Here is a 22,718-nt window from a genome sequence, read left to right as displayed (position 1 = left end):
TTTGAGATTTGAGATTTGAGAAAAATGACCAAACAAGTTACCAATAAAATATTAGTTTTGTATTGAACTATTTAGCCGCCTAAACTATTAACAAGTTAACCGATTAACCCGTTAACCTTCTTAAAACTAAATGATAGAAAAAGACAATAAGAAAACCATCCGTTCATGGGCTTTCTTCGATTGGGCAAACTCTGCCTATAACCTGGTTATTACTTCAACAATTTTTCCTGTTTATTATGTAGCCATAACCACCACAAAGGAGCATGGCGATGAAGTAACGTTTTTTGGCAAAACATTTATAAACACGGTTTTATCCAACTATGCATTATCTTTCGCTTACCTGATTATGGTGGTTTTATTGCCCATATTATCATCTTATGCCGATGCTAAGGGTAAAAAGAAATTCTTTATGCAGTTGTTTACCTACATAGGTTCAATTGCCTGTATGGGATTGTTTTTCTTTAAGCTGGAGACTTTAGAAGCAGGAATTATCTGCTTTGTGCTTGCCGCCATGGGTTACGTGGGTGGGGTAATGTTCAACAATTCTTACCTGCCCATCATTGCATCTACCGAAAACCAGGATAAGGTTAGTGCCCAGGGTTTTTCATATGGTTATGTTGGAAGCGTAATTCTACAGTTAATATGTTTTGTTTTTGTATTGAAGCCCGAATTATTCGGTATTACGGATAAATCGCTGCCTGCACAGATTTCCTTTTTACTGGTTGGTATCTGGTGGTTTTTGTTTGCCCAGATTCCATTTAAGGCTTTGCCGAAAGATTTACCAAATCCATCAACAGCAGGTAAGGGGATTATTAAAAGTAGTTTTGGCGAATTTGCAAAAGTATGGAACCAGCTTAAGCAAATGAGCTTTTTAAAAACTTATTTACTGGCTTTCTTCTTCTATTCGATGGGTGTGCAAACCATTATGCTGGCAGCGGCGGGTTTTGGTGCCAAAGTTTTAAAATTAGAATCGGGAAGTTTAATTGCCGTGATATTGATCATCCAGCTGGTTGCCATTTTAGGCGCCTGGCTGATGTCGCTTTTAGCAAAGAAACTGGGTAATATCAATGTCCTGATCATTGTGGTGTTAATCTGGATAGGCTGCTGTATTTATGGTTATACGATCACCAACGCCTATCAGTTTTATGCACTTGCAGCAATAGTTGGCTTAATTATGGGTGGAATACAGTCACTGTCGCGCTCTACCTATTCAAAAAATATTCCTGAAAATACTACAGACACCGCTTCGTTCTTTAGCTTTTATGATGCTACAGAAAAATTGGCAATTGTGATCGGTTTATTCAGTTTTGCTCTTATAGAGGGAGTTACACATAATATGCGTCAGTCAATCATTGCTTTGGCATCATTTTTTATAGTAGGATTAATCTTTTTGGTAATCTTAAGGAAAATCGAACGCAAAGAACCGGCAAAATTGTAAGTTTGCAGTCGTTTAGAATATGATGAAAGTAGAATTATTTGTACCCTGTTTTGTAGATCAGTTATACCCTGAAACCGCTTTTAATACGTTAAGGCTGTTAGAAAAATCGGGATGTGATGTAAGCTACAATTCAAAACAGACCTGTTGTGGACAACCGGCTTATAATGCGGGTTATTGGGATGAAGCGAAAGAAGTGGGTACAAAATTTCTGAATGATTTTACTGAAAATACCTACGTGGTTGCACCATCAGCATCTTGCGTTGGCATGGTAAAAGGTGGATTTAATGATCTGTTTACCAATACCATTGTGCACAATAAGTGTAGGAGTTTGCAATCGAACATCTGGGAACTTTCTGATTTTCTGGTAAACGTAGCCAAAAAAGATTATTTCGGGGCCGAATTGGAAGGAAAAGCGGTTTATCACGATTCGTGCAGCGCTTTACGTGAATGCAAAATCAAGGATGAACCCCGTCAGCTCTTATCAAAAGTACATGGTTTGGAAATGATCGAAATGGAAGATACCGACATGTGCTGTGGTTTTGGGGGTACTTTCGCAGTTAAGTTCGATGCCATATCATCGGCCATGGCTGAGCAAAAGGTAAATCACGCTCTGGCACAACAGGCAGATTATATCATTTCAACCGATCTTTCGTGCCTTTTACACCTTCAGGGTTATATCGAAAAAAATAACCTCGCCATCAAAACCATGCACATTGCCGATGTGCTTTGTAACGGATGGCTGGAGAGTACGGAATACTAAATCGAATTAAACCTCGCAGGTTTTTAAAACCTGCGAGGTTTTTGTATTTTGTTAAATAAACCTGACCGCCGGCGTTATCCCGATTTAACAAAATGTTTAAATTAAAAACCACCTTTAATCGGGATTAAGCAGAGGGCAGGGCTGCTGCATCCGAAGAACCACAGGAATTGCTTTTCAAAAAATAATACATCTTGAAATAATGAAATATAGATCCTGAAATAAATTCAGGATGACGTCCCCTTTAACCTGCGAGGTTTGGCAATACTAATTGTAAAAAATAAATTACAACCACCTTTAAGTAGCTGATTTTAACACATTTTAACAAGCTTTACGTTACAAACTACAATACCTTTGTTAAACCTTTTAAAGGCTTTCGTATCTAAATTACAAAACAAAATCATAATGAAAAAAATATTCATCGCATTATTGGGGATAATGTCTATTGCAGGTGCTGCAAATGCACAAAAAAAGACTTCAGGCGCAATACAGTTCGAAAATACCATCGATCCGGCCGCTATGGCATCAGCCAGTGGCATACAATTAACCGATCAGATGAAAGCCAGGATGCCTTCGTCAAGCAAAACCAATTTTGAGTTATTATTTACCGCAACAAATGCCAGTTATATGCCCGTTGAAGAAACCGAGGACAGCAACGGTGCAGGTGGCGGTGGCGGCGGAATGGGCCGTATGATGATGCGTTTTGGCAGCGGTGGCGGTAACCGCGAATACTACTATACCTTCGCAGATAAAAGCTTAACCGAAGTTTTCGACCTGAACGATACGACGTATTATATGCCGAGCAAATTAACCTTATCTACTTCTGGCCCAATCGGCTCGTTCAGGATGGGTGGCGGTAACCCGAACGATACCACCAAGGCAAAACCTGCTCCGGCACCAACCATCGAAGTAGTTAAAACAGATTCTACCAAGCAGATTTTAGGTTTTACCTGTCACCAGGCAATTGTAAGATCTACCAGGGCCATCAAAATTTTGGATATGGACAAAAATGTAGTGGAAGAAACCAAAATCTGGTATACTAAAGATCTAGGCTTCGATTTTTCTCCAAACCCAAATATGTGGACAGAAGGTGCTGTTTTGGCTATTGAAGGTAGAGGTAACAGTTCAATTGCAAAAAGCATCGAATACAGAAATGTAAGTTCGAAAGATGTAACCGCACCAAAAAAAGCGAAACTGATTACTGCCGACGAGTATAAAACTAAAATGGAGAACATGATGAAACGTTTTAGGCAGAACAGACCTGGTGGTGGCGGTGGCCAGATCAGGGCATTTGGAATGAATTAAGCCAAGACTTCCGAAGTTTATGCCCCGGCCCTGTGCCGCGCCAACTTCGGAAGTTAGCGAATTACAACCACCATAATAATTCTATCGGCCCCGATGTAAAATCGGGGCTTTTTTTTGTATCATTTTTGAATATTATGTTACATTGGACCTTGTAATTTTGCCATATAAAACAAGAATGGCTATTATTGGAGCGAAAACTATAAACTAGCCAAAGTGATTACAGCAGAAAACAAGACAAACCTATTAGCAAGCAAGCAACATTTCGAGATTTTAGATGGATTAAGGGGCGTAGCGGCCATTGTAGTGGTGATTTATCATTTTATGGAAATCGCAATTACCAATTACAATAAAAACTTTTTATCACATGGTTTTCTTGCGGTCGATTTCTTTTTCTGCTTATCCGGTTTTGTAATCGCCTACGCTTACGATAGCCGTGCGCCACATATTGGGATCACACAGTTTTTTAAATTAAGGCTTATCCGTTTGCATCCGCTGGTGGTTATTGGCTCCGTTTTAGGCCTCTTTACTTTTCTGATTGATCCGTACAGCGATCTTTATGAAGTATATGGATTCGGGAAAACCTTTCTTTTGTTTTTATCATCCGCTTTTCTAATCCCTTATCCGGCCATGCCCGAAAGGTATACGAATTTATTCTGTTTAAATGCGCCGGCCTGGTCGCTATTCTGGGAATATATTGCCAATATCTTTTACATTTTTGCGCTTTACCGTTTAGGTAAAAAGTCGTTAATAGCACTGGTTCTGGTAGGAGCGGCATGCCTTGTTTATATAGCGGTGAAAGTTCCTAATGGAAATTTAGGTGGCGGCTGGGGCGGACAGAATTTTTGGGATGGCGGAGCACGCGTACTGTATTCTTTCACAGTGGGTATGCTGGTTTACCGCTTAAATTGGGTGATCAAAAATAAACTCGGGTTTTTAGGCATGATCGTGCTTTTACTTGCGGCTTTTTTGGTTCCCTTTAACGATAAATACAATTTTATTACCGAACCTATACTGGTGTTATTTTATTTCCCATTATTAGTTGCTTTGGGCGCAGGTACGGTATTAAATCCGTCATTTAAAAAGATATGTAATCTATCAGGCGAAATATCATACCCGCTTTATATGGTACATTATCCCTTTGTATGGATCTTTTTAACCTATGTAGCCGAAGTACAGCCGACAGCATCTTCACTTTGGGTGATTATCCCGGTTTCGGTGCTGATTTTGATTCTTTTCTCTTATCTGGTAATGAAATTTGTAGATATACCGTTGCGTAAATACCTTAAAAAGAAATTCTTAAACGATAACCGCATATGAAATCTTTAATACCTGTTCTGCTATTCCTGTCATTAAGTTTATTATTTAGCTGCAAATCATCAAATGCTGATTATGCTTATAATGAAAAAGTAACTTCAATTTTTTTACGGGAGATGAAGCAGATAGACGAAACCGACAGCGTTTTCAGGGATACCGCGAAAATTTATGCAAAAGAATTCCAGGATTCTATTTCACTAGCTAACAAGGCCGAAAACCTGATCAATAATTCGAAGATGGACCTTGCCGATATCGCTGATCTGAAACCGGGCAAAGAAGCTGTAAAATTTAACGATGGTATTGTTGCATACTTAACAGCCATTAATGCTTATGGTAAAACGGCAGAAGAAATGCTGAAGGCAAAAACCATTGAGGAAAAGAAAAAGCTGCATAGCGAGCTTACATTGAAGTATGAACAACTGAATGCTTATCCCGACCGTTTATTGGAAATACAGAAAGCATATCTGAACGAAGTAGGCCTGCAGCCAAAGTAGAATTTTAAGTTTGTCTGTTAAATTGCGGTTTAAAAATCGTATCTTCGCACAAAATAGAATCACATTGTAAGTGATCTTTAACACTTTTTTATTCAAAATTTAAATCATAGTTGTAGATGATTAACATTACTTTACCTGACGGTTCTGTCCGTCAGTATGAAAAGGGCACTTCTGCCCATCAAATTGCATTGTCAATTTCTGAGGGCCTGGCCCGTAACGTGTTAGCCGCAGAGGTTAATGGCGAGGTTTGGGATTCAACAAGACCGATCGAAGCTGATTCATCAGTAAAATTGTTAACCTGGAATGATGCAGCCGGAAAATCAACTTTTTGGCACTCATCGGCCCACTTAATGGCCGAAGCATTAGAAGCGCTTTATCCGGGCACTAAATTCGGTATCGGTCCGGCAATTGAAACCGGTTTTTACTACGATGTAGATTTTGGTGACCGCGAATTTTCTTCGGATGATTTCAAAGCGATCGAAACTAAAATGATTGAACTGGCCAAACAAAAGGAAACTTTTGTGCGTGAAAGTGTGAGCAAAGCTGATGCTGTAAAATATTTTACAGAAAAAGGCGATGAGTACAAATTGGATCTTATTGACGGACTGGAGGATGGTAAAATTACTTTCTATACCCAGGGCGCATTTACCGATTTATGCCGTGGTCCACATATTCCGAATACCGGTTTTGTAAAAGCGGTTAAGCTGATGAATGTGGCCGGTGCTTACTGGCGTGGCGATGAAACTAAAAAACAGTTAACCCGTATTTATGGGGTAACTTTTCCTAAGGCAAGCGAGCTTACCGAATATCTGTTGATGATCGAAGAAGCTAAAAAACGTGATCACCGTAAATTGGGGAAAGAACTGGAATTGTTCGCCTTCTCTGAAAAAGTAGGAATGGGCTTGCCATTATGGTTGCCTAAAGGAACTGCTTTGCGCGAACGTTTGGTTAACTTTTTAACTAAAGCGCAGGCTAAAGCAGGTTACGAGCAAGTGGTAACACCACATATCGGGCATAAAAATTTATATGTAACTTCTGGTCACTGGGAAAAATACGGTAAAGATTCGTTCCAGCCGATTAAGACCCCGCAGGAAGGAGAGGAGTTCTTCTTAAAACCGATGAACTGCCCGCACCACTGCGAGATTTACAAAACAAAACCGCGTTCTTACAAAGATCTTCCGGTGCGTTTTGCTGAGTTCGGTACAGTTTACCGTTACGAACAAAGTGGCGAATTACATGGTTTAACCCGCGTACGTGGCTTTACCCAGGATGATGCACACCTGTTCTGTATGCCTGAGCAGGTTAAAGATGAGTTTAAAAAAGTGATCGATTTAGTACTTTATGTATTTAAATCATTAGGTTTTGAAAACTATACTGCCCAGGTTTCGTTAAGAGATCCGGAGAACAAAGCAAAATACATCGGTTCTGACGAAAACTGGAGATTATCCGAAACAGCGATTATCGAAGCAGCTGCCGAAAAAGGCTTAAATACCGTTGTAGAATATGGCGAAGCCGCTTTCTATGGTCCTAAGCTCGATTTTATGGTGAAAGATGCTTTAGGTAGAAAATGGCAGTTGGGTACCATCCAGGTAGATTATAACCTGCCAGAACGTTTCGAACTGGAGTATACCGGTAGCGATAACCAGAAACACCGTCCGGTAATGATCCACCGTGCACCGTTTGGTTCATTGGAAAGATTTATCGCTGTACTGATTGAGCATTGTGCCGGAAACTTCCCTTTATGGTTAAGTCCGGAGCAGTTTATTATCCTTCCTATTTCAGAAAAATATGAAGAATATGCAAAAAAAGTTTTAGATGAGCTAAATAATTCCGATATTCGCGGGCTGATTGACTTCCGGGATGAAAAAATCGGTCGTAAAATACGCGATTCGGAAGTTAAAAAGATCCCATATATGCTCATTATCGGTGATAAGGAAATGGCAGAAGGAAAAGTTTCTGTCCGTAAACACGGTGAAGGCGATCTGGGTGAAATGACCTTGGAAGAGTTCAACAATTTATTAAGAAAAGAAATAACAGTTTAAATTAAAATAGTACAAATTTGGCATTAGGAAGACCAGGATTTAACAGGGGACCACGTCCACCTTTTAAGAAAAAAGAAGCAGAGCATAACATTAATCAGTATATAAAATCGCCCGAAGTGCGTTTAGCTGGCGATAATGTTGAACCGGGGATTTATCCTTTGGCGAAAGCTTTGGCGCTTGCTGATGAACTGGAATTGGATTTGGTAGAAATTTCTCCAAATGCCGTACCACCGGTTTGTAGGATTATCGATTACAGTAAATTTGTTTACGAACAAAAGAAAAAGCAAAAGGAGATTAAATCCAATGCTAAACAAACTGTAATTAAGGAGATCCGTTTTGGTCCTAATACCAACGATCACGATTTCCAGTTTAAACTAAAGCACGCGATAAGCTTTTTAGAGAACGGTGAGAAGGTTAGGGCTTATGTGCATTTTAAGGGAAGGGCAATTGTTTACAAAGAACAGGGAGAAATTTTATTATTGAAATTTGCCCAGGCTTTGGAAGATGTAGGAAAAGTAGAGTTGTTACCTAAGTTAGAGGGTAAACGTATGTTCCTTACAGTTGCGCCTAAAGTAGCAAAAAAATAAAAATAGGTTTATAAATTAAAAAACAGGTTATGCCAAAAATGAAAACCAATTCCAGTGCTAAAAAGCGTTTTTCGCTTACTGGAACAGGTAAAATCAAAAGAAACAAAGCATACAAAAGTCACATCTTAACAAAGATGAGTACTAAACGTAAACGTGCTCTTGGAAATGCAGGAATTGTAACTGACGCAGATTCAGGTAACGTTAAACGTATGCTTTGCATCGGAAAGTAATTTATTAATTTCACCAGGTATCAGGCATTAAAGTTCCTTAGTTGGGCGCCGCTTACCAAAAAACAACAACAACATGCCACGTTCGGTAAACGCAGTAGCTTCGAGAAGAAGAAGAAAAAAAATCCTTAATCTAGCCAAAGGCTATTGGGGAGCAAGAAGTAAGGTTTATACTGTTGCTAAAAACACAGTAGAAAAAGGTTTGCAATATGCATACCGTGACCGTAAAGTTAAGAAAAGAGAATTCCGCGGATTGTGGATCCAACGTATCAACGCTGGTGCACGTCAACACGGTATTTCTTACTCTCAATTGATCGGTAAACTAGCTTCAAAAGAAATCGGTTTAAACCGTAAAGTATTGGCTGATTTAGCAATGAATCACCCAGAAGCTTTCAAAGCTGTAATTGATGCAGTAAAATAGAAATTTTCGCTTAGGCGATAATCATATTTAGAAAAGGTCCCGATGCAAATCGGGACCTTTTTTATTTTGTAATCTTTCCTAGAAGGTCGTCACCCTGAATTTATTTCAGGGTCTTTTCACTAACATATAATAGCATGATAGATACTGAAACAAGTTCAGTATGACGACCTTGTTGAAAGCGCTATGCCCTTAGCCCAGCGTATTCGTAAACTTCATCCTAATCCCACTCTGAAAATTCTGGATAATTTTAAATATCTCGATCAATGTTACTTTTTCGATTTTAGTTAAGGTATCTATTTCGATAAAGTTGTTCGGGGCAGCCTGGGCTTTTGTGATGAGATTTGCCTGGTGTTTTAACCGCAATCCCATTAGGTAATAATATGATTGTGAAAGTTCGTTATACTGCGTTTCACTAAAAACTTCAAGGTCTTTTAGCGCCCTTAAGCGCTCTCCCGTATTTTCTTTTTGAAAGATCCTGTTCTGTAAAGCATAAACCCTGGCCAGATCCACAATCGGTGTCATGGCAGTTTTAATATCAAACACTTCTTTTTTATGGATTTTCTGGGTTCTGATATTCCTGAAATAAGTAAGTGGGGGCTCGTATAATAAAGCGTTTTTGGCCAGGTATACATAAAACTTTTCGATAGGCTTTTGCAGTTCTGCATCAACAAAATCTCTTAAACTCTGCATCATGTCTAAATCGCCATAAATTGCCCTGCAGTCAAAAAAAGCAGCAAATTTAACGGCTGCTTCGGGCAAAGCTTCTTCAATCCAGTTTTTGTAATTGTATTTCCAGTGTGATAAGGAGCGTGTCCAGTTGGGGTTCGTGGCCATATAATCGCCATCACAGTAAACAAAGCCCACAAAGTTTAATTTATCGGAAACCTGCGTAGCCAGATCGAGGAAATAGGAGCGTACGGCAGCCCTTTCGTCTTCGGGAGTGTCTTCGTAGATAATGGCATTGTCCTGATCTGTTTTTAAGCTCATTTCCTTCCTTCCTTCACTACCCAGCACCATAAATACAAACTTTACAGGCGGCGGACCGAGTTTCGAAATCACCTCTTCAATAATTTTAAAGGATATGGTATCCGCAATGGTGGTAACTACCTCATTTACGATTTTGGCATGCACACCCCTGGCCAATAACTGGGCAACAATACCGGGTACTTTTTGCCATTTGAGCTTTAAATCGGCCGTATTTACTGCCGATTTTACCGATTGGATAAAAACCAACGGCGATTCGGCCTGCTCGCTCAATAACCTGTTCCTGCTTAAAAAGCCAACATAATTGCCATTGTCGTTTACCAGGAGATAACGCGATTTTTTGCTGAACATCATCAATATGGCTTCGTAAACATAGGCACCGGGCGAAATGGTTACAATGTTGGTATCCATTACCTCACTCACAGGTAAATTCGTATCCAGTTGTTTCGCTATTACGTTATCACGCAGGGTAATATCAGTTGCAAAACCCAGATAAATATCCTTATCGTCCTTAATAAAAAGGCAACTGGTTTTAAACTCGGCCATTTTAAGTGCCGCTTCAAAAATGGGGGTGTCAGGACTGCAGCTCACAATTTTTTTGAAAGTGATATCGCCGATACGCGCTGTATAAATCTGATCTGCTAATTTATCTTCCATTAAAAATTCCCTGTAAAATTCTTTTAATCGAAAATGGTTTTTTCTTTTCCCTGTTAAAAGTATGTTCCTGATGATAAGCTGAAGTTAAGCTAATTTTGTCTGTTTCTAAAAGATGGAAGAAAATTTTGGCTGTATTTAAAGTGTCAGATAAAGCATTGTGCACATTTTCAGGTATTTCATTAAATAACACGGTATAAAACTTATCGAGTTTTAAATAGCTGATTACGGTATTGGTGATGTAAGGCGCACTTGCTTTCATGGTACAGAAAAAAACAAGGTCTTTGAAAATATTCTTCCGGCCGATCCTGTGCAGTTCTACATTCACCATATGGTATTCGAGTTCGATAAAATGTCCGATTACCAGCGGACGGTATTTTTCGATATCATCGGCAAAGCTGAGCATCACTTTTTCTTTAGCTTCGCCATTGGCCTGTAGGTATTCAGCATCAATATGATGCACTTTTAAGGCTGCCTTGTCAATTTTAACTCCAATGTTATTAATGTAATGGTTTTCCCGTTTAATTTCCTGATGGTTCTGGTCATAGATAATCCAGGCAATCTGTATAATATGCGGCCAGTTTTTTTCGCTGGAATAAGGTGCCGACCAGTTTTTGGGCAAACCAGATGTTTCGGTATCAACAACTAAGAAGTATTCCTGCAATTTTAAATGGTTAGGTAAATGTTCTCCTTTCAAATATAATTAAATATCCGAAAGGATTAGGGCATAAGCGCATTCTAAATATTTCAATGTAAAAGAAAATATTATTTGTTAAAGTGAAAGATTTGAAGTTATTTGCCGCTCAAATTTATTTAATTATGCGCTCGCGATTATTTTGCTCCATAGCATTGATATTATGCTTTGGATCTGCTTTTGCCCAGGAAAAGCTTAGTGAAAACATGCACTTTAAAAAGCTGGATAACGGTTTGGAAGTGCTGGTAGTGGTAGACCGTACCGTTCCCCTGGTTACTATAGAAATGGCCTGTAGAAATGGTTCTTTTACCGAAACGGATGAGTTTAATGGTTTAAGTCACCTGTACGAACACCTGTTTTTTAAGGCCAATAAAGATTATCCTGACTTTGAGCGTTTAAATACGAGAATGAACGATCTGGATATCAACTCCAATGCTACCACAAGGGAAGAGGTGGTGAATTATTTTTTCACATTGCCTGCGGCCAATCTAAAATCAGGTTTAAGCCTGATGAATTCGTCTATCCGCTATCCAAAATTTATAAAAGAGGATATGGCAATGGAAAATGAAGTGGTTAATGCTGAGTTTACAAGGCACGAATCGAGTCCGATTTTTGCATTGATGGAAGCCAATTCACGCCATATGTGGGGGACTAATTATTCCCGTAAAAACGTAATCGGCAGTCACGAAGTGATTTTGTCGGCCACGCCATCAAAAATGGATTCTATCAAAAACAAGTATTACTGGCCAAATAATGCTGTTTTGGTAATTGCGGGTGATGTAAAGGTTGATGAAGCGTTTAATTATGTGAATTACATCTTTAGCGGATGGAAAAGATCGCCGTTTGATCCATTTACAAAGTGGCCAATACCGGAGTTTAAACCATTAACAAAAATCGATTATTATTTTGTCGAATCAAATAAAAGTCCTGTACCGTACATGCTTTTTAGCTGGCATGGACCTGATACACGGAACGACATACCTGCAACTTATGCAGCGGATGTTTTTTCGTTTATTGTGAACCAGAATGGATCGAAGATGAAACAGGCGCTGATTAACTCGGGTTTAGCGCAACAGGCAGATGTGAATTATTATACTCAAAAATATACCGGGCCGATCAGTTTTATGGTAAGCCCAAATCCGGCAAAGATAAAAGAATGTTATCAGGAGGTACTTAAGCAGATTTCGTTGTGGACAAATGAAGATTATCTTTCTGATTTACAGATTGAAAGGGCAAAACGTTTATTATCAATAGAACAGGTGCAAAGGAGAGAGGTAACGTCTGATTATGCGCATTTGCTTTCGTTTTGGTGGGCATCGGCCTCTATCGATTATTATACGCACTACGAAGAAAATGTAAACAAGGTAACGCGTAAAGATCTGATTGATTATGTGCGCAAGTATATAAAGGATAAACCTTATTGTGCCGGTTTAATGATGGATAAAGCTGGCATGAATGAAGTGAAACCTGAAACCTTTTTTAAATCAAATCCATAACGCAACGCTCCAATGAAAAAGTTTATATTTTTTATCAATCTTATTTTACTGTCACACTTGGTTGGTGCTCAAACGCGTGCTATCTCCTTTGACGTTAATGGCTTAAAAGTAATTCTAAAACCCACCCAGAAAGAAACTTTTAGTGTAAGTATGTTTTTTAGGGGAGGTGTAATGAATTATAATGCAGAAAGGGCAGGAATCGAAAATCTGGCCCTGGCTGCTGCTGCGAGCTGTGGCACTAAAAATTACAGTGTTGTAGATTACCAGGAGCTGGCTGATGAATATGGGATTGAGATCGCAGGATCGTCTACAACGGATTATGGTACAATCAGTATGGATTGCATCTCAAAATATCTCGATCAGGGCTGGAAACTCTTCTCTGATGCGATTGTAAACCCTGCTTTTGATAAAACAGAATTCCAGAATACAAAAGACCGTTTGATCACCGGTATTTATCATAGCCAGTCGGACCCTGAAACCAGGGTGGAGCAGATGAGTATGGAAAGTATGTTTAAAGATTCTCCATATAGCATCAATCCAATGGGCAACAGTAAAACGGTAAGTGCTTTTACGCCCGAAACTGTGGGTAATTATTACCATAACGAGCTGTTAAACAAGAATAAGATGTTTTTGGTGGTTGCAGGCAACATTACCAAAGAAGAACTGGAAAAGAAAATACGTGCCTCTTTTGCTACGCTTAAAGGAAAGCCTTATACACCACCGGTTTACGATCGCAAAACCCTTACGGGCGAGCATTTAGTAGTTGAACAGCGTGATATAGCCACCAACTACATGAGTTGCATTATGAATGCACCTACCATGAGCAGTGCCGATTATTATGCTTTCGTATTAACCATAAATGCTTTAAGTGGCAGTATGAATTACGAACTGCGCACAAAACAGGGTTTATCTTATGCTCCCGGTGCAACCATCAAAATGCAGCAGATTCCATATACTTCGATCTTTGTGAGCACTACACAGCCTAAAAAAGCTTTTAAGGCCATGATCGGCGTATATAACAATATCAAAGAAGGACAATATAGTCAGCGTTACCTTGATGCGCTGAAGAAAGACCACCGCGATGGTTATTACAGGCACCAGGAAAGCGCGAGTTCAATTGTAGAGGATTTGGGCGAAGCTGAGGTATTGGGAAGTTATACCATTGTTGATGATATGGTAGCGAATTTTAACAAGGTAACTTTGGAAGATATGAAAGCCGCATTCGCCAAATACATGAAAGGAGCCATATGGGTGTATTTAGGAGATGAGCAGGTGGGAAGAGCTGCCTTTCAGTAAAACGTTCCAAAAAAAACCTCGCAGGTTTTCGAAACCTGCGAGGTTTGGTATTCCACTTATGTGTTTGCGCTCGTTTATCAACGAGCGCATAAATAACTAAACGATTTTATCGTTTTTAAAAGACAGGCTATTCAATGCCAGATTTCGCTTCTTTTTTTGAAAATTAACGTTCTGTTTTTCATGGAGGCTTTCAGCCCTGCTATCCCTCCAAGCCTTGCTCATACTTCGCTACGGGCTCTCCGTCCTATCAGGTTTATTGAACAAAGCCAGTAGTTTTACAAATCTCGAAGGTTTGACTATTAAAACTATTGTCCTCGTTTGTAACGAGGATAGCCGAGAATGGCGATTTTATCGCCATTGTTATTCTATAATCGCATTAAAAATGCAAGCCTCATACATCCTCGTTACAAACGAGGACGATAGCAAGACTTCATTATTTTACTTTCCAATCATTAAAAAAGCTATGGCGGCTAATATCGATCCTATAATTGGACCAATTATAGGCACCCAGGCATAAGACCAGTCGCTGCTGCCTTTACCTTTCATCGGGATTAAAGCATGAACAATGCGTGGACCTAAATCTCTTGCCGGATTGATGGCGTAACCTGTAGTTCCACCCAGGGCTAAACCGATTACCCATACTAAAAAAGCTACCGGGATAGCACCCATTGAGCCTAATCCGATAGGCGTAACGGTTTCTTTAGTGCCCATACTGGCGTCCGTAAAATAGAAGATTACAAATATCAGCACAAAAGTGCCGATGATTTCGGAAGTGAGATTGGAAACTTTATTTCTGATGGCAGGGGATGTGGCAAAAGGTGCGGCTTTTAAACCTGCATCATCTGTAGCATCGAAATGGTCTTTATAAATAATCCACACTAAAAAAGAACCCGTCATGGCACCTGTTAATTGTGCGAGGATGTAATAAGGAACCAAAGTCCAGCTAAAACCTTTGCCAAGGGCTAAACCTAAGGTAACAATAGGGTTTAAGTGCGCACCACTGTAAGGACCGGCCACTACAACACCTACAAAAACAGCCAATGCCCAGGCGGTGGTAATTACAATCCAGCCGCTATTATTGCCTTTTGTATCTTTAAGCACTACATTGGCAACTACGCCATTTCCTAAAAGGATCATTAATGCAGTGCCGATAAATTCTGCGAGATATGCGTTCATAATAATTTAAGCGATTTAATTAATTTATAATTCAGAAATAAAAGACCCTGATCCCGATGTGAAATCGGGACAGGGTGACAACTTACTGTTAATCTTCTGCATTAACCCTGGCTGCTTTTACAGCTCTGTTCCAGCCCTTTATTCTTTCCGTATTGTTTATGCCTTCTTCTGCGGTAAAAGTTCTGTTGATTTTCCATTGATCACGGATCTGATCAATACTTTCCCAAAAACCAGTGGCTAAACCGGCCAGATAAGCAGCACCAATAGCCGTAACCTCGGTTACTTCTGGCCTGATTACCTTACAGTTTAAGAGATCAGCCTGAAACTGCATCAATAAATCATTGCTTGTTGCACCACCATCTACACGGAGTTCGGTAATGTTTACACCGGCATCGGCTTCCATGGCTTTTAACACATCCATGGTCTGGTAAGCGATACTCTCTAGGGCCGCCCTGGCAATATGCGATTTATTTGTACCACGTGTTAAACCTGTTATGGTACCGCGGGCATGCTGATCCCAGTGTGGGGCGCCTAAACCTGCAAAGGCAGGAACCACATAAACACCATCGGTATCTTTTACTTTTTTGGCAAGCGTTTCTACATCTGCCGATCTGGAAATAAATCCCATTTCGTCTCTAAGCCATTGCACAACTGCCCCGCCTATAAAAATACTTCCTTCTAAGGCATAATTTACTTCTCCATTAATCTGCCACGCAATGGTAGTTAAAAGGTTGTTTGCAGAAATTTTTGGCTTTTCGCCGATATTCATCAACATAAAACAACCTGTGCCATAAGTGTTTTTTACCATACCAATTTCGGTACACATTTGTCCGAAAAGGGCCGATTGCTGATCTCCAGCTATGCCTGCAATGGGTATTTTAGCTGCCAATATTCTTCCTGCAGTTTCGCCATAAACCTCACTCGATGATTTTACCTCTGGCAACATTGATTTTGGAATGGAAAATAGCTCGAGCAGTTCTTCATCCCAGCTTAAAGTATGGATGTTGTAAAGCATCGTGCGCGAAGCATTGGTTACATCGGTAACATGTTTCTCTCCGGCAGTTAACTTCCAGATCAACCAGGTATCTATGGTCCCAAAAGCCAGTTTTCCGGCTTCCGCTTTTTCCCTTGCACCATCTACATTTTCCAAAATCCATCGGGCTTTGGTTGCAGAGAAGTACGAATCGATGATTAAACCCGTTTTATCCTGTATTTTACCGGCTAAACCTTTAGCTTTAATTCCATCACAATAGGCCGATGTCCGCCTGTCTTGCCATACAATGGCATTATGAATCGGCAATCCGGTTTCTTTATCCCAAACTACGGTGGTTTCGCGCTGGTTGGTAATACCGATGGCGGTAATATCGTTTACAGTAAGGCTTGCCTTAACAATTACTTCGGTTACCACAGCCAATTGTGTAGACCAGATTTCCATCGGATCATGCTCCACCCAACCGGCCTTGGGGTAAATTTGCGTAAATTCTTTTTGCGCAATGGCCACTATTTCTCCATTGTGGTTAAAAATAATAGCCCTCGAACTCGTGGTTCCCTGATCGATAGATAAGATGTACTTGCTCATAATTTATACTTGGTTTTGGGCAATGCCCGCTCGGTTATTTTAAAGACTGATGATAAAGATAACCATCAGCTAATGTATTAAAAGTTTCAATCTGTTCGGTTTCCCAGTTTTGATCTGCTGATAATTCTTTGGCCAGGAGCGAGGCAACTTTAGGTGCCATATCTTTTGCAGCCTGTGCATCAATAAATAATACCCTTAATCTCCTGCTTAAAATATCTTCCACTGTTTCGGCTATTTCGTGCCTTGCGCTCCAAACTACTTCAGCTTCTGTAAAAGGAAAAGAGGGATGTAATTTTTGTGCAAGAGCTTGATTTTCTTGTATCAAAGCTTCAATATGAGCACGGTCTGATCCGTAAATGGCTAAAGGATGATTTTCTTCAACAAAAATACTCCCGTGGATACTTAAATTTTCGGTTATACAGGCTTTCGATGCTAAACCGGCATGGGTAATGGCCAGATTAACTGTTTCTTCAGCCATGCGGCGATAAGTAGTCCATTTACCACCGGTTATGGTAATCAATCCTTTGGCCGAAACAATCAGTTTATGATCGCGACTGATTTCTTTTGTACTGTTTCCGTCGCTACTAGTTGGCGCAGCCAATGGACGCAGGCCAGAGAACACACTTAAAATATCTTTTTCCAAAGGTTTACGGTTAAAGTAGCTCGTAGCAGTAGCCATAATAAAATCAACTTCTTCTTTTAGTGCTCTTGGTTCCAAACTGTGTTCATCTAACGGGGTATCGGTAGTGCCCACAAGCAAATGTTCGTGCCATGGAACCGCAAATAATACGCGGCCATCGGAAGTTTTCGGGATCATTAAAGCCGATTCGCTATTCAGAAAACTTTTTTCCAATACCACATGCACCCCCTGACTCGGACGTACCATTTTTCTGGAATTGGGATTGTTCATGTGCAGAATTTCATCTACAAAAACACCTGTAGCGTTAATTACCACTTTGCCATGATAGCTGGCTTTTACGCCTGTAATGGCATCTTCTGTTTCAATTCCCGTTACGGTTTCGCCATCTTTTAATAATCCGGTTACTTTGGTGTAATTTAATAAAGATGCTCCTTTCTCTACAGCTGTTTGGGCAATGTTGATGGCTAAACGGGCATCATCAAATTTTCCATCATAATATCTGATACTGCCCTTTAAACCTTTTTCTTTAATGCCTGGCATCATGGCAAGGGTTTCTTTTTTAGAAAAATATTTAGATTTGCCGAAACTGTATTTGCCCGCAAGCCAATCGTATAATGTAAGTCCGGTTAAATATTTGATCACTGAAAGCCAATCGTAGCAGGGGATCAGGAATGCTTCTTTATGTACAAGGTGTTTGGCATTCTGTTGTAATAAACCACGTTCTTTGAGTGCATGTCTTACCAGACCGATGTCGCCCTGCGCAAGATACCTTACGCCTCCATGTACCAGCTTGGTGCTCCTGCTTGATGTTCCTTTTGCAAAATCAGCCTGTTCTACCAATAAAGTTTTAAAACCACGACTTGCGGCATCCAAAGCTGTACCAAGTCCAGTTGCGCCGCCACCAATGATGATCAGGTCCCAATTGATGTTATCTGTTATTTTCGGCTGATGTAATCTTTTCATTTTGATTTGTAAAAGTAATAAAACGAAACAATATGTAATTATACGAAATAACTATCGAAATAATATAGTGTCCTTGTTAAAAATTTATTAATTATTTGTTCAAAATATTTTAAAGATTGTTTTTATTGCTAATTTGCAGCCTGCTAATTAAATATACTATGATGAATTTGGCTGAGAGGCACCAGTTTATTTTGAGCCGCCTGCAACGCGATCAATATATAAACGTGGTTGATTTATGTAAGGAACTGAAAGTCTCGTCTGTAACAATAAGAAAGGACTTAAAACTACTTGAAGATAAAAGCTTGTTGTTTAGGACGCACGGTGGTGCTACGGTAAACAATCCATATACGGTTGATCGTCCGGTTAACGAGAAAGAAAAAATACAATCTACCGAAAAGAATAAAATCGGCATCGCTGCTGCTGCATTGTTAAACGATAACGATTCGATCGTAATTGCATCGGGTACAACAGTACTTTATTTTGCGAAGAATATTGCTCCGGCTACCAATTTAACAGTGGTTACCTCGGCACTTAATGTGGCTTTAGAACTAATGCGTGAGCCGAGTATAGAAGTGATACAATTGGGTGGTTTGCTCAGAAAAAGCTCGTCGTCGGTGATGGGGGCTTATGCGGAACAGGTTTTACAGGATTTTTATTTCAACAAGCTGTTTTTAGGAGTGGATGGGATCGATCTTGATTTTGGATTAACCACCACAAATGCCATGGAAGCACATTTAAACCGTAAAATGATCGGCGCATCCCAAAGAACGATTGTACTGGCCGATTCAACCAAATTTGGAAAACGAGGCTTTGGAAAGATCTGCGGATTGGAAGAAATAGACCATATTATTACCGATAAAGGAATTTCTGAACAAATTGTAAAACATTTGGAGAGTTTAGGTGTTACTGTTACTATCGTGTAGCGCATTCCACGCCGACGGTATATCCCAAACATATAATTTGAACATGGAAAAAAAACGAATACACATTTTAGAAGACGATCAGGAGATCAGAAACGTTATTGAAATCCTGTTGAAGGAAGAAGGTTTTGAACTACAGCTTTCATCATCATTTGCAGAGCTGAAAAAGAATATCCAGGATGCAATGCCTGATCTTTTTTTGTTGGATGTAATGTTGCCAGACGGAAATGGGGCAGAAATCTGCGAAGACTTAAAAAACGATATTTTTACCAAACACATCCCAATTATTGTAATGTCGGCACAGAACAATAGCGAACAAAAGGCTATTGATGCGCTTGCAGATGATTATATCAGTAAACCGTTTGATATAGATGATGTGCTGGAACGTATTAATGCACAGTTAAAAAGAAGTTCGGAAAACAGGACTACGGTTTAATAAAGCCGGATAGGAATATAAGAAGAGAGAAGTTAAAAAGGCTTCTCTCTTTTTTTTGGTATTATTCTTCTCGCACTGCCGTCATGCTGAATTTATTTCAGCATCTATCATACTGATTAGACCCTGAAATAAATTCAGGGTGACGACTATGTTTTATGCGATTTATTAAATTTCTAATACTCAATCACCACCTTACCAATAGTTTTGCCACTTTCTAGTAAACGATGCGCTTCTTTTAGATTTTCTACGGTAAATCCTTTCAACGTTTGTTGAAGTGTAGTTTTTATTTCGCCTTTATCCAAAAGCTGGGCAACCTGATCCAGAATACGGTGCTGTTCTTCCATATCATCTGTTTTGAACAGCGAGCGGGTGTACATAAACTCCCATGAAAAAGTAACGCTTTTATTTTTTAATTTGTTCAGCACAACTGGAGTAGCCGATCCGGTGATGGATACAATATGTCCCTGTGGTTTAATCAGTTCCACAATTTGATCCCAGTAACCGTTGAGGTCAACAAAATCGAGTATAAAATCTACCTCGTTAAAACCTGCTGCGCGTACTTCTTCAACCAGGTTTTTATGATCTACTACCACATCAGCCCCCATGGCTTTACACCATTCTTTTGTTTCGGGGCGTGATGCCGTTGTGATAACTTTTAAACCGCTTACTTTTTTGGCAAGCTGTATAGCAATCGAGCCCATGCCGCCTGCGCCGCCAATAATCAGAATACTTTTTCCCTTATCTTTTTGCTCACTGATGCGGATACGATCGTAAAGGGATTCCCATGCGGTAAGCGCGGTTAATGGTATGGCTGCTGCCTCTGCATCAGTTAATGTTTTTGGTTTTAGGCCCACAATGCGCTCATCAACCAGTTGGTATTCGGCGTTGGAGCCATCTCGGGTAAATTCTCCCGCATAATAAACCTCATCTCCGGGTTTAAAAAAGGTTACCGCTTCGCCAATGGCTTCTACTGTTCCGGCAGCATCCCAACCGATCACTTTTGGACTTTCCAAAATGGTATCTTTTGCACTGTTCTGGCGGATTTTGAAATCAACCGGATTTACGCTGATGGCTTTGATTTTTACAAGGATATCGCGGCATTTTGCTTCAGGGATCGGTGTTTCAAATTCAATAAAACTTTCGCTTTCGTTTATGGGTAATGAGGTTTTAAATCCTATTGCTTTCATATCTTATGGCTTATTGTAATTTATCTTTTGTTTATTTTAAATCTATAAATGTAGTAGGGCGCCTTGCCGGTATCTGTAGTGCCGGTAAAGGCTGGCGTGGTATTCAGTTGGTTGGCAGTAACATATATCCAGCCAACCGGACCAAATATAACATTATCGGGCCATTTGATTTTTTCGTCTTGTACAATATTTGAGCTTTTACCCTTAACATCCACTTTGGTAATGGCATGTTCCTGTGAATTGGTAAAATAGTGGTTTCCATACTCATCAGTAGTTGCACCATCGCTCATAGGTTTATTGCCTGCTTTTTGTACAGCATCGGCAATAGTTTGATCACTTTTTCCTTCCCTGAACAGTTTAGCTGGCAGTTTGTACCAGGTAGTACCCACCATGGCACCGTAAAAAATGGTTTCCCTATCTGCAGAAATTGTAATAGGATCGATGGCTACACGGGCAGGTTTCCCTTTAAAATAAACTACTTTTCCATCAATCACCATATCTTTATTTTCGGCCTGTAAAGAGACGTGTCCGCTCCATCTCCGAGCTTCTTTCGTTTTTAGGTTTATAGCTATAATGCCGGGGTTATTGATGTCGGCCAGATAAGCCCAATTATTTTTTTCGTCTATGGCAACATCCTGTGCAAATGTTCCGGCTGGTGCAATAGCTTCAGGAATTTCTATTTTTTCGATTACCTGATTAGTTTTGATATTAAAGCACCAAAGACGGGTTTTGCCGAGGTTCAAACCCATATCGGTTACCCACAAACGGTTTTTCTTATCGAAGATAATTCCCAGAGGACTATCAATAGTTTGATCGGAAGCTTTTTGCCCGTTCTTTTGTAGGTTTATTGATGGGTAGGGTATTGCTTTTTTATTTTTAATTTCAACCAGTTGTATTTCCCAATGGGTGGATGGTAGAAAATATCCTGCCTTCTGCTGATACAGCCACGTCGCCCGGCCTGACATCAAGCGCGGCAACAACTTCGAGATTGGTTTGGTGGTTTTGTTGTGCCATTAAAAAAAATGGGCTGAAAAGTGCCGTCAATAAGAGGCTGCTTTTTAATTGATTTTTCATGTGTGATTATTTTATATAGCAAATATCAACTGATAATTTAAGTATAAACGGTATTAATTGGTGTTATTTCGGTATATTTGCGCCGTAAGCTTTTTTACATGATTAAAGAAACTTTATACGAACCGTACGAAATTGTATATCAAAAGCTCGATGAATGTCCGAAATATGGCCATAAACACCTGTTTTTCGAACTGGTTTATGTTTTATCGGGCAGTGGCAAACAATGTATCAATAATAACAAGTTCGACTACCGTGCCGGACACATGTTCCTGATCACACCAGACGATTGCCATTCTTTCGACATTGAAAATACGACCGAGTTTTTCTTTCTGCGCTTTGGCAATGTATACCTCCACTCAAAAGATTTTCATACCGATGATGTGAAAAGATTGGAATATATCCTTCAAAATGCCAGTCACCAGCCAGGATGTATCCTCAAAAACTTTTCTGATAAACCTTTGGTTAAATCGCTGATTGAGGCCATGATTGCAGAATATGTAAACCGCGATCTTTACAACAAAGAGTTGATTACCAAAATGGTTGATACCATGATTGTGCTGGTGGCACGTAACATTGCGAAATACCTGCCTGCCAATATTAAAGAAGATTCGGAACAAAAAACGCTCGATCTGTTAAACTATATACAGGCTAATATCTATAATCCGGAGAAACTAAGGGCCGAAAAGCTGAGTGCCGAATTTGGGATCTCTGAAAACTATTTTGGAAAATACTTTAAAAAGCAGACCAAAGAAACTTTACAACAGTATATTGCCAATTTAAGAATCAAGCTGATAGAAGCACGTTTGCGTTTCAGTGATATGCGGATCAACGAAATTGCCTTCGAATTGGGATTTACGGATGAAAGCCATTTGAACAAATTTTTTAAGTCGCAGAAGGGGATGAGTCTCAAAGCTTTCAGGAGTTTGGTAGCGAGTTAAGCTTATTTTACTGGTTAAACAAACTTTCTCTACAGCGATCGTCACCCTGTCCCGATTTTACATCGGGATCAGGGTCTTTCATGCTAAAAAGATGCT

The 22,718-nt window shown here is 39.8% G+C and carries 22 protein-coding genes; 14 read left to right on the top strand and 8 right to left on the bottom strand.

What is annotated here, in order from left to right:
* The first annotated feature begins 130 nt into the window (after positions 1-130).
* From B2V92_RS15440 to rplT, 9 genes are all read left to right on the top strand, one after another.
* A complete protein-coding gene (locus tag B2V92_RS15440; RefSeq protein ID WP_293309704.1) occupies positions 131-1,438 on the top strand; it encodes an MFS transporter in 1,308 nt (435 codons plus the stop codon).
* A gap of 22 nt (positions 1,439-1,460) precedes the next feature.
* A complete protein-coding gene (locus tag B2V92_RS15435) occupies positions 1,461-2,198 on the top strand; it encodes a (Fe-S)-binding protein (protein ID WP_293309706.1) in 738 nt (245 codons plus the stop codon).
* A gap of 402 nt (positions 2,199-2,600) precedes the next feature.
* Complete coding sequence (locus B2V92_RS15430) at positions 2,601-3,500, top strand: hypothetical protein (RefSeq protein WP_293309702.1); 900 nt, start codon at positions 2,601-2,603, stop codon at positions 3,498-3,500.
* 213 nt (positions 3,501-3,713) lie between these two features.
* Positions 3,714-4,817 (top strand): acyltransferase family protein, encoded by a 1,104-nt coding sequence (locus B2V92_RS15425; protein WP_293309700.1) that lies wholly within the window; start codon positions 3,714-3,716, stop codon positions 4,815-4,817.
* Positions 4,814-5,308, top strand: a complete 495-nt coding sequence (locus tag B2V92_RS15420) for a hypothetical protein (protein ID WP_293309698.1) — start codon at positions 4,814-4,816, stop codon at positions 5,306-5,308. Before B2V92_RS15425 ends, B2V92_RS15420 begins: the two co-directional genes overlap by 4 nt.
* Before the next feature lie 116 nt (positions 5,309-5,424).
* Positions 5,425-7,350: a threonine--tRNA ligase gene (gene thrS / locus B2V92_RS15415; RefSeq protein WP_293309696.1), complete on the top strand. Its 1,926-nt coding sequence runs from the start codon at positions 5,425-5,427 to the stop codon at positions 7,348-7,350.
* Between the two features lie 17 nt (positions 7,351-7,367).
* Entirely contained in the window at positions 7,368-7,937 is a 570-nt protein-coding gene (infC, locus tag B2V92_RS15410; RefSeq protein ID WP_055911781.1) for a translation initiation factor IF-3, read from the top strand.
* A gap of 29 nt (positions 7,938-7,966) precedes the next feature.
* A complete protein-coding gene (rpmI, locus tag B2V92_RS15405) occupies positions 7,967-8,167 on the top strand; it encodes a 50S ribosomal protein L35 (protein WP_010600880.1) in 201 nt (66 codons plus the stop codon).
* Between the two features lie 73 nt (positions 8,168-8,240).
* Entirely contained in the window at positions 8,241-8,585 is a 345-nt protein-coding gene (rplT, locus tag B2V92_RS15400) for a 50S ribosomal protein L20 (protein WP_025144714.1), read from the top strand.
* A gap of 189 nt (positions 8,586-8,774) precedes the next feature.
* Here the strand turns inward: rplT and B2V92_RS15395 are convergent, their stop codons facing one another.
* Together B2V92_RS15395 and B2V92_RS15390 are read right to left on the bottom strand one after the other, a co-directional pair.
* Positions 8,775-10,226 (bottom strand): DUF294 nucleotidyltransferase-like domain-containing protein, encoded by a 1,452-nt coding sequence (locus B2V92_RS15395; RefSeq protein WP_293309681.1) that lies wholly within the window; start codon positions 10,224-10,226, stop codon positions 8,775-8,777.
* Positions 10,216-10,887: a 3'-5' exonuclease gene (locus tag B2V92_RS15390; protein ID WP_293309679.1), complete on the bottom strand. Its 672-nt coding sequence runs from the start codon at positions 10,885-10,887 to the stop codon at positions 10,216-10,218. The genes B2V92_RS15395 and B2V92_RS15390 overlap by 11 nt, the downstream gene beginning before the upstream one ends.
* A 236-nt stretch (positions 10,888-11,123) precedes the next feature.
* Here B2V92_RS15390 and B2V92_RS15385 point away from each other — a divergent pair, with 236 nt between their 5' ends.
* Both B2V92_RS15385 and B2V92_RS15380 read left to right on the top strand, forming a co-directional pair.
* Entirely contained in the window at positions 11,124-12,413 is a 1,290-nt protein-coding gene (locus B2V92_RS15385) for a M16 family metallopeptidase (protein WP_293309677.1), read from the top strand.
* 12 nt (positions 12,414-12,425) lie between these two features.
* Complete coding sequence (locus tag B2V92_RS15380; protein ID WP_293309675.1) at positions 12,426-13,709, top strand: M16 family metallopeptidase; 1,284 nt, start codon at positions 12,426-12,428, stop codon at positions 13,707-13,709.
* Positions 13,710-14,147: 438 nt separating this feature from the next.
* Here the strand turns inward: B2V92_RS15380 and B2V92_RS15375 are convergent, their stop codons facing one another.
* The 3 genes from B2V92_RS15375 to B2V92_RS15365 all read right to left on the bottom strand — a co-directional run bounded on the left by B2V92_RS15375 (position 14,148) and on the right by B2V92_RS15365 (position 18,067).
* Positions 14,148-14,885: an MIP/aquaporin family protein gene (locus B2V92_RS15375; protein ID WP_293309673.1), complete on the bottom strand. Its 738-nt coding sequence runs from the start codon at positions 14,883-14,885 to the stop codon at positions 14,148-14,150.
* A gap of 88 nt (positions 14,886-14,973) precedes the next feature.
* Complete coding sequence (gene glpK, locus B2V92_RS15370; RefSeq protein WP_293309671.1) at positions 14,974-16,464, bottom strand: glycerol kinase GlpK; 1,491 nt, start codon at positions 16,462-16,464, stop codon at positions 14,974-14,976.
* A gap of 34 nt (positions 16,465-16,498) precedes the next feature.
* On the bottom strand, positions 16,499-18,067 hold the full coding sequence (locus tag B2V92_RS15365; RefSeq protein WP_293309669.1) for a glycerol-3-phosphate dehydrogenase/oxidase: 1,569 nt from the start codon (positions 18,065-18,067) through the stop codon (positions 16,499-16,501).
* Positions 18,068-18,225: 158 nt separating this feature from the next.
* Between B2V92_RS15365 and B2V92_RS15360 the strand changes: the two genes are divergently transcribed.
* On the top strand, positions 18,226-18,990 hold the full coding sequence (locus tag B2V92_RS15360) for a DeoR/GlpR family DNA-binding transcription regulator (RefSeq protein WP_293309667.1): 765 nt from the start codon (positions 18,226-18,228) through the stop codon (positions 18,988-18,990).
* Positions 18,991-19,033: 43 nt separating this feature from the next.
* The gene (locus B2V92_RS15355; RefSeq protein WP_113951274.1) at positions 19,034-19,423 is read left to right on the top strand and encodes a response regulator transcription factor; all 390 of its coding nucleotides are present in this window, start codon (positions 19,034-19,036) and stop codon (positions 19,421-19,423) included.
* Positions 19,424-19,596: 173 nt separating this feature from the next.
* Here B2V92_RS15355 and B2V92_RS15350 read toward each other — a convergent pair whose 3' ends face one another.
* From B2V92_RS15350 to B2V92_RS15340, 3 genes are read right to left on the bottom strand one after another with little or no spacing between them, the layout of a single operon-like run.
* Positions 19,597-20,610 carry a zinc-binding alcohol dehydrogenase family protein gene (locus B2V92_RS15350; RefSeq protein WP_293309664.1) on the bottom strand — a complete coding sequence of 338 codons (1,014 nt, stop codon included), beginning with the start codon at positions 20,608-20,610 and terminating at the stop codon, positions 19,597-19,599.
* A 20-nt stretch (positions 20,611-20,630) separates the two neighbouring features.
* Positions 20,631-21,575, bottom strand: a complete 945-nt coding sequence (locus B2V92_RS15345) for an L-dopachrome tautomerase-related protein (RefSeq protein WP_293309662.1) — start codon at positions 21,573-21,575, stop codon at positions 20,631-20,633.
* Positions 21,493-21,684, bottom strand: a complete 192-nt coding sequence (locus tag B2V92_RS15340) for a hypothetical protein (RefSeq protein ID WP_293309660.1) — start codon at positions 21,682-21,684, stop codon at positions 21,493-21,495. The genes B2V92_RS15345 and B2V92_RS15340 overlap by 83 nt, the downstream gene beginning before the upstream one ends.
* A gap of 98 nt (positions 21,685-21,782) precedes the next feature.
* Between B2V92_RS15340 and B2V92_RS15335 the strand changes: the two genes are divergently transcribed.
* Positions 21,783-22,622, top strand: coding sequence for an AraC family transcriptional regulator (locus B2V92_RS15335; protein WP_293309658.1), 840 nt, complete (start codon positions 21,783-21,785; stop codon positions 22,620-22,622).
* Positions 22,623-22,718 lie beyond the last annotated feature (96 nt).

The organism is Pedobacter sp. UBA5917, from assembly GCF_002432345.1.
GTDB lineage: Bacteria > Bacteroidota > Bacteroidia > Sphingobacteriales > Sphingobacteriaceae > Pedobacter.
This window is presented reverse-complemented; position numbering and strand designations above follow the sequence as displayed.